Annotated in this window: 5 protein-coding genes; 2 read left to right on the top strand and 3 right to left on the bottom strand. The window is 59.2% G+C overall.

Annotation, left to right across the window (positions count from 1 at the left end):
* Positions 1–294 precede the first annotated feature (294 nt).
* Genes paoC through paoA form a run of 3 tightly spaced genes read right to left on the bottom strand, consistent with a single transcriptional unit; the run spans position 295 to position 4,069 of the window.
* Positions 295–2,493: an aldehyde oxidoreductase molybdenum-binding subunit PaoC gene (gene paoC / locus AO242_RS21875; protein ID WP_099270357.1), complete on the bottom strand. Its 2,199-nt coding sequence runs from the start codon at positions 2,491–2,493 to the stop codon at positions 295–297.
* Positions 2,490–3,446, bottom strand: coding sequence for an FAD binding domain-containing protein (locus tag AO242_RS21870; protein WP_099270356.1), 957 nt, complete (start codon positions 3,444–3,446; stop codon positions 2,490–2,492). The genes paoC and AO242_RS21870 overlap by 4 nt, the downstream gene beginning before the upstream one ends.
* A complete protein-coding gene (gene paoA, locus AO242_RS21865; RefSeq protein ID WP_231665874.1) occupies positions 3,443–4,069 on the bottom strand; it encodes an aldehyde dehydrogenase iron-sulfur subunit PaoA in 627 nt (208 codons plus the stop codon). The genes AO242_RS21870 and paoA overlap by 4 nt, the downstream gene beginning before the upstream one ends.
* Before the next feature lie 513 nt (positions 4,070–4,582).
* On the opposite strand from paoA, the gene AO242_RS21860 reads away from it, so the two are divergent.
* Positions 4,583–5,476: a LysR family transcriptional regulator gene (locus AO242_RS21860; protein ID WP_027901389.1), complete on the top strand. Its 894-nt coding sequence runs from the start codon at positions 4,583–4,585 to the stop codon at positions 5,474–5,476.
* Positions 5,477–5,577: 101 nt separating this feature from the next.
* Positions 5,578–6,588: an aldo/keto reductase gene (locus AO242_RS21855; protein ID WP_099270355.1), complete on the top strand. Its 1,011-nt coding sequence runs from the start codon at positions 5,578–5,580 to the stop codon at positions 6,586–6,588.
* Positions 6,589–6,770 lie beyond the last annotated feature (182 nt).

Here is a 6,770-nt window from a genome sequence, read left to right as displayed (position 1 = left end):
CTCCCACGGTCTGTACTGTTGCAGCAGTCAGATGCGAACTGTTCGTCCCACCACCCCTTCAAGTCTAACCATACAAGCGAATTCATTCGCGAAGAGACGGGTGTATACGCTGCAGATGTACCGCCTGAACTACCGCCTTCGCGAATGAATTCGGTCCCACAGGATTGCAAACGCGATTGCCTGACTCGAAACACGTTCCCTGTAGGAGCTGCCGAAGGCTGCGAAAGCATTCGTCCTGACACACCGCCATCGCAGCCTTCGGCAGCTCCTACAGAGAAACGTGTATCTGTTTGGCTAAATCATCTCAGGCAAAGATTTCAGGACCTTGTCCAAGGTAATCGGATACTCCCGAACCCTTGCCCCAGTCGCGTTGTAGATCGCGTTGGCAATCGCCGCGCTCACGCCGCACAAGCCCAGTTCGCCTACGCCCTTGGCTTTCATGGGCGATGACATCGGGTCGGTTTCGTCGAGGAAGATCACTTCCTGCTCGGGAATGTCGGCATGTACCGGCACCTCGTATCCCGCCAGATCGTGATTGACGAAAAATCCCAGTCGTTTATCCACGGCAAGCTCTTCCATCAGCGCTGCGCCGACGCCCATGGTCATCGCCCCGATTACCTGGCTGCGGGCCGAGGTCGGATTGAGAATGCGACCTGCTGCACAGACAGCCAGCATGCGCCGTACACGGGTTTCCCCTGTGGCCATGTTGACGGCGACCTCAACGAAGTGCGCGCCGAAGGTCGATTGCTGGTACTTCTTGGCGAGCTCCGCAAACTCGATGGAGTCCTCGGCCACCAACTCGCCGTTACGCGCAGCCTGACCCAGCGGAACGCTGCGTCCTGCGAACTGCACCTGACCGTCCGCGAAAACCGCATCGTTGGCGGTGTAACCCAGGCGTTGGGTGACGGCTTCACGCAATTTCACGCAGGCCGCGTAAACCCCGGCAGTCGAGCAGTTGGCACCGAACTGGCCGCCGGAACCCGCTGACACCGGGAAGTCCGAATCGCCCAGGCGTACCACCACGTCATCCAGCGTCACGCCCATCATTTCTGCCGCGGTCTGGGCAATGATCGTGTAGCTGCCAGTACCGATGTCAGTCATATCGGTTTCGACCGTGACCTTACCGTTGCTGCCCAGACGTACCCGGGCGCCGGATTTGAGCAGGAGGTTGTTGCGATAGGCGCAGCCGACGCCCATGCCAATCAGCCAATTGCCTTCGCGCTGCGTACCGGGACGCGGGTTGCGTTTGTTCCAGCCAAAGCGCTCGGCACCGGTTTGCAGGCACTGGATCAGGTTACGTTGCGAGAAGGGCCGCTGCGGATTGTTAGGATCGACTTGAGTATCGTTCAGGACCCTGAACTCAATAGGGTCCATGTTGAGCTTCTCCGCCATCTCGTCCATGGCAATTTCCAGCGCCATCAACCCCGGCGTTTCCCCCGGTGCACGCATGGCATTGCCTTCCGGCAGGTCCAGCGTGGCGAGGCGCATGGCGGTCATGCGGTTTTCACCGGCATATAGAAACTGGGTGGGCTGTACGGCGTTCTCTACACCGCCACCCGCCAGATCACCGGACCAGCCTTCGTGGGCAATCGCAGTGATCTTGCCATCCTGACCTGCGCCGATGCGGATCCGCTGAATAGTGGCCGGGCGGTGCGTGGTGTTGTTGATGATCTGCGGGCGGGCCAGCGCGACCTTGACCGGACGGCCGCACTGCCGAGAACCCAGCGCAGCAAGGATCGCATCAGAGCGGATGAACAGTTTGCCGCCGAAGCCACCGCCGATATAAGGCGAGACCAGACGCACATTTTCCTTGGCCATGCCCAGCGTGGTAGCGATATCGCCAACGCTCCAGGCGATCATCTGGTTGGACGTCCACAGGGTCAGCTTTTCGCCTTCCCAGGTCGCCATGGAGGTATGCGGTTCCATGGCTGCGTGGGACTGATCCGGGGTTGTATAGGTCGCATCGAATTGCACCGCCGCCGAACTGAATGCACCGGCAAAGTCGCCGCGTGCAGTATCTGCCGATTCACCTTCAGGCTTCACGGCTGCATTCAGGTCGCCGCCCAGATCGTATTTGCCGTTAGTGCGCAGGTACTCGACCTGCACCAGTTGCGCAGCGGTGCGTGCCTGCTCGAAGGACTCTGCCACCACCAGCGCGATCGCCTGATGATAGTGCTGGATCTCGGGGCCGCCGAGCAGTGTGGCGGTGTTGTATTTGCCTTTGCCAAGTTTGCCCGCGCTGGCTGCGGTAACGATCCCGATGACACCCGGCGCTGCGTTGGCGGCCTCCAGATTCATCGAACCGATACGGCCCTTGGCAATGGCGGAGGTCACCACATAGCCATAAGCCTGATTCGGCACGACGTCGTGATGTTCATAGGCGTAGTGCGCCTGACCGGTTGTTTTCAGTTTGCCGTCGATGCGCGGCGTTGCTTTGCCGACCACTTTGAGCTGGTCGATGGGGTTGGTGCTGGCCGGGGTATCGAATTTCATGAGGTAGCCCTCGCTTGCGCCATGACCGAAGCCAGCGTGCGCTCGGCAAGCGTGACCTTGAATTCATTTTCGTGGGTCGGCGTGGCGCCAGACAGTAGCTTGGCCATGACCGCCTTGGCACCGTCGGGCATCAGCGAGTCAGCGTCTTCAACGCGCCAGGGTTTAGGTGCAACACCGCCCAGCGCGACACGGCCTTTGCCGTTGCTTTGAATCACCGCAGCAACTGAAATCAGCGCGAACGCGTAAGACGCCCGGTCACGAACTTTCTGATAGATGTGGGTGCCGCCAATCGGCGCGGGCAGGGTAACGGCGGTGATCAATTCGTTAGCTGCGAGCGATGTTTCGATGTTAGGCGTATTGCCGGGCAGGCGATGAAATTCGGCGATGGGAATGACCCGGGTGGTGCCGTCCGGGCGTACGGTCTCAACCTGGGCATCCAGTACCCGCATGGCGATGGCCATGTCGCTCGGATGGGTGGCGATGCAGGCGCTGCTCACACCGATAATACCCAGTTGCCGCGTGACCCCGCCAATCGCTGCGCAACCACTGCCCGGATGGCGTTTGTTGCAGGCCTGATTGGTGTCGTAGAAATACGGGCAACGGGTTCGCTGCAGCAGGTTGCCCGCCGTGGTCGCAGCGTTGCGCAATTGCCCGGAAGCGCCGGCCAGCAATGCTCGGGAGAGCAAGCCGTAATCCTTGCGCACCCGGGCGTCGGCGGCCAGATCGGTGTTGCGCACCAGTGCGCCGATCCGCAGGCCGCCTTCGGGCGTCGCTTCTATACGATCCAGCGCAAGGTCATTGACGTCGATCAGGTGCATCGGGGTTTCGATTTCCAGCTTCATCAAGTCCAGCAGGTTGGTCCCGCCAGCGATGAACTTGGCCCCTTCGGTCTGTGCAGCCTGTGCCGCCGCTTCGGCGGGCGACTGCGCCCGTACATAAGTAAAAGGCCTCATGCGTTCACCTCCGCGACTTCGCTGATGGCGGCAATGATGTTGGAGTACGCACCGCAGCGGCAGATATTGCCGCTCATGCGTTCCTGGAATTCACTGGCGATCAGTTGCGGACGGTCAGTCAGGCTCTGGCTGACGTGGCTGGGGATACCCTGACGAATCTCATCTAGGACAGCCACTGCAGAACAGATTTGCCCCGGTGTGCAATAGCCGCACTGGAAGCCATCGTGCTTGATGAACGCGGCCTGCATCGCGTGCAATTTGTCGGGCGTGCCCAGGCCTTCGACCGTGGTCACTTTCGAGCCTTGCTGCATGACCGCGAGGGTCAGGCATGAGTTGACGCGTTTGCCGTTGACGATCACGGTGCAGGCACCGCACTGGCCATGGTCACAGCCTTTTTTGGTGCCCGTCAGATGCAAGTGCTCGCGCAGAGCGTCGAGCAACGTGGTGCGGGTATCCAGATCCAGCTGTCGAGCCACGCCATTGACTTCAAGTGAAACCGGTGCGCGGACCGGGCGAGCCATCTGGTTGGCCGCCGATGCCAGGGCGGAAATGAACGGCGGAAGTACGGCCGTGGTCGCGGTCACCGCGCCCACGATCAGGAATTTGCGTCTGGTTATTTTCATCAGGTCACGGTCGTCCATTGTTTTATTCCCCTATGCATGGGGATGGCTGCGAATTCAGCAGTGGCTTGGCAGCGGCGTCCGTATCGACACCTTGTCATCAAGTTCGCTAGTGCCGGGCGTCTTTGCGCCTTCAGGCCTGGTCCGGCTGGCCGGTTTCAGGTGGGGCATGTTTCGTTCAGGTCAATTTCGTACAAGTCAAAGTTACGACTCGCCGCTTGCGTAGAAAGTTTGCGGTTTCTGCTCGCTAACAGTTATGCGTTCTGCTCATGAATGCGTGGTGGCTTGGAGAAGGTGTGCGAGAGCTGTGACGTTAGTCGGCAGAGTCTTGCAGGACTACGCGCAAAGATCGCAATACACACCTGAACTGAGCTCATCAATGCCCTCTTAACCCATGTGTACGGGCGCTTGACGCCTATTCGGGCGTGGGTGTCCCGATACATCTTGCAAACAAATAGCGTGGGCGATTAAGCGATAGCTGGTTTAATCCAGTCATTAGATGACGAGGGCTCATGAATGGCGCGGGACAGTTACAACGATTTGCTGGCATTCATCGCGGTTGCCCGTGAAAGGAGCTTTACTCGCGCGGCGGCCCAGCTTGGGGTTTCTCAGTCCGCCTTGAGTCATACCATTCGCTCTCTGGAGACACGGCTCGGCGTACGGTTGCTGACTCGCACCACCCGCAGCGTGGCACCTACCGAAGCAGGTGAGCGGCTGTTCGAAAGCCTGGCGCCGCGATTTGAAGAAATAGATGCTGATCTGGCCGAAGTAACAGGCATGCGGGACAAGCCGCGCGGCACTATCCGTATTACCGCCACCGACCACAGCGCCAACACAGTTCTTTGGCCGAGGCTGGCGAAAGTCCTGCCGATGTACCCCGACCTCAAAGTCGAGATCATTACCGATTACGGTCTGACGGACATCGTCGCTCAGCGTTACGACATCGGAGTGCGGCTCGGCGATCAGGTCGCCAAGGACATGATCGCGGTACGTATTGCACCGGACATGCGCATGTCCATCGTTGGCGCGCCGTCCTATCTCGCAAACCGCGCCATGCCGCTCAAACCCGATGATCTGCATCAGCACAATTGCATCAACCTGCGCCTGCCGACCCATGGCGGTTGTTATGCCTGGGAACTGGCGAATGGCAAAGATGAGTTGCAGATCCGCGTAGACGGGCAACTGACCTTCAACGGCGTGTATCAGATACTTCAGGCCGCCCTGGATGGCGGTGGTCTGGCCTACATGCCTGAAGACCTGGCACAGCCGCACGTCGATGCGGGTCGTTTGAACTGGGTGCTGGAGGACTGGTTTCCGACTTTTCCGGGCCTGCATCTGTATTACGCCAGTCGCCGTCAAAGCTCCCGGGCCTTGGCAATCGTGGTCGATGCCTTACGGCTGAACACATGAATATTACTCATGACTGCATCTAGCTTTTCGGGCTTACTCAATAATCCCCGGTTCTTTAGGATGGGCTGAATGTGTATTTCAGCCATTCTCGAGAGGACCTTATGGACTACCGATATCTGGGCCGCAGCGCTCTGAAAGTCTCCCCCCTGTGCCTGGGCGCCATGATGTTTGGCGGCGAAACGGATGAGCCAACGTCTAAACGCATCATCGACAAGGCGTTCGAACAGGGCGTCAATTTTCTCGATACGGCTGATGCCTATCATGCCGGTGGTTCTGAACAAGTCGTCGGTCGTGCCATTGCCCGGCAACGTGACAGTTGGGTGCTGGCGACCAAGTTCGGTTACCCCACACCCCGGACCCAAGGGCCAAACGAGCAGGGCCAGTCGCGCAAATGGATCATGCAGTCCGTTGAGGCCAGCCTTAAACGATTGGGTACCGATTACATCGACGTGCTGTATTTCCACCGGGCGCTGACTGATGCACCGATGGAAGAAGGCGTTCGAGCCATCGGCGACCTGATTCGTCAGGGCAAGATCCGCTACTACGGTGTCTCCAACTTCCATGGCTGGCGCATTGCCGAGATGGTCCGCATCGCTGATCAGTTGGGTATCGAACGGCCGGTGGCGAGTGAGCCGCTGTACAACATCGTCGACCGTAGTGCGGAGGTGGAGCAATTGCCGGCGGCCGAGCAGTACGGATTGGGTGTTGTGTCTTACAGCCCGTTGGCGCGGGGGGTGTTGAGCGGCAAGTACGGGGTTGATGCAGACATTCCGGCAGACTCCCGAGCGGCCCGCGGTGACAAGCGTTTGCAGCAGACCGAGTGGCGTCCCGAGTCGCTGAAAATCGCTCAGACGATCGCCGGACATGCGGCTGAGCGGGGCACTACGTCTATTGCATTCGCGCTGGCCTGGGTCTTGAAGAACAAGCTGATCAGCGCCGCGATCGCCGGGCCCCGGACTGAGGCGCATTGGGATACATATATGGATGCGTTGAGCCTGGAGCTGGGTCCGGACGATGAGAAGCTGGTGGACAGCCTTGTGGTGCCGGGGCATACGTCGACCCATGGCTATACCGATCCGGGTTATCCGGTGCAGGGGCGTAAGGTGGGGTAGTTTTGGTTGTGTACATATCCGTTATTTGGTGACGGCTGGTATTGGTTGCGCTTTTACAGCGCGTCACTTTTGAACAGCCCAAAAGTAACCAAAAGGCTCTTGCCGGTATGACTCACCCACATGGGTTACAAATCAGTTCACGCACATAGGTAACAGTTTTTAACTGGCAGGGTCGATTTCGC

Origin of the sequence: Pseudomonas sp. ICMP 561, from assembly GCF_002699985.1 — a bacterium.
In the GTDB taxonomy this organism is placed as follows: domain Bacteria; phylum Pseudomonadota; class Gammaproteobacteria; order Pseudomonadales; family Pseudomonadaceae; genus Aquipseudomonas; species Aquipseudomonas quasicaspiana.
This window is presented reverse-complemented; position numbering and strand designations above follow the sequence as displayed.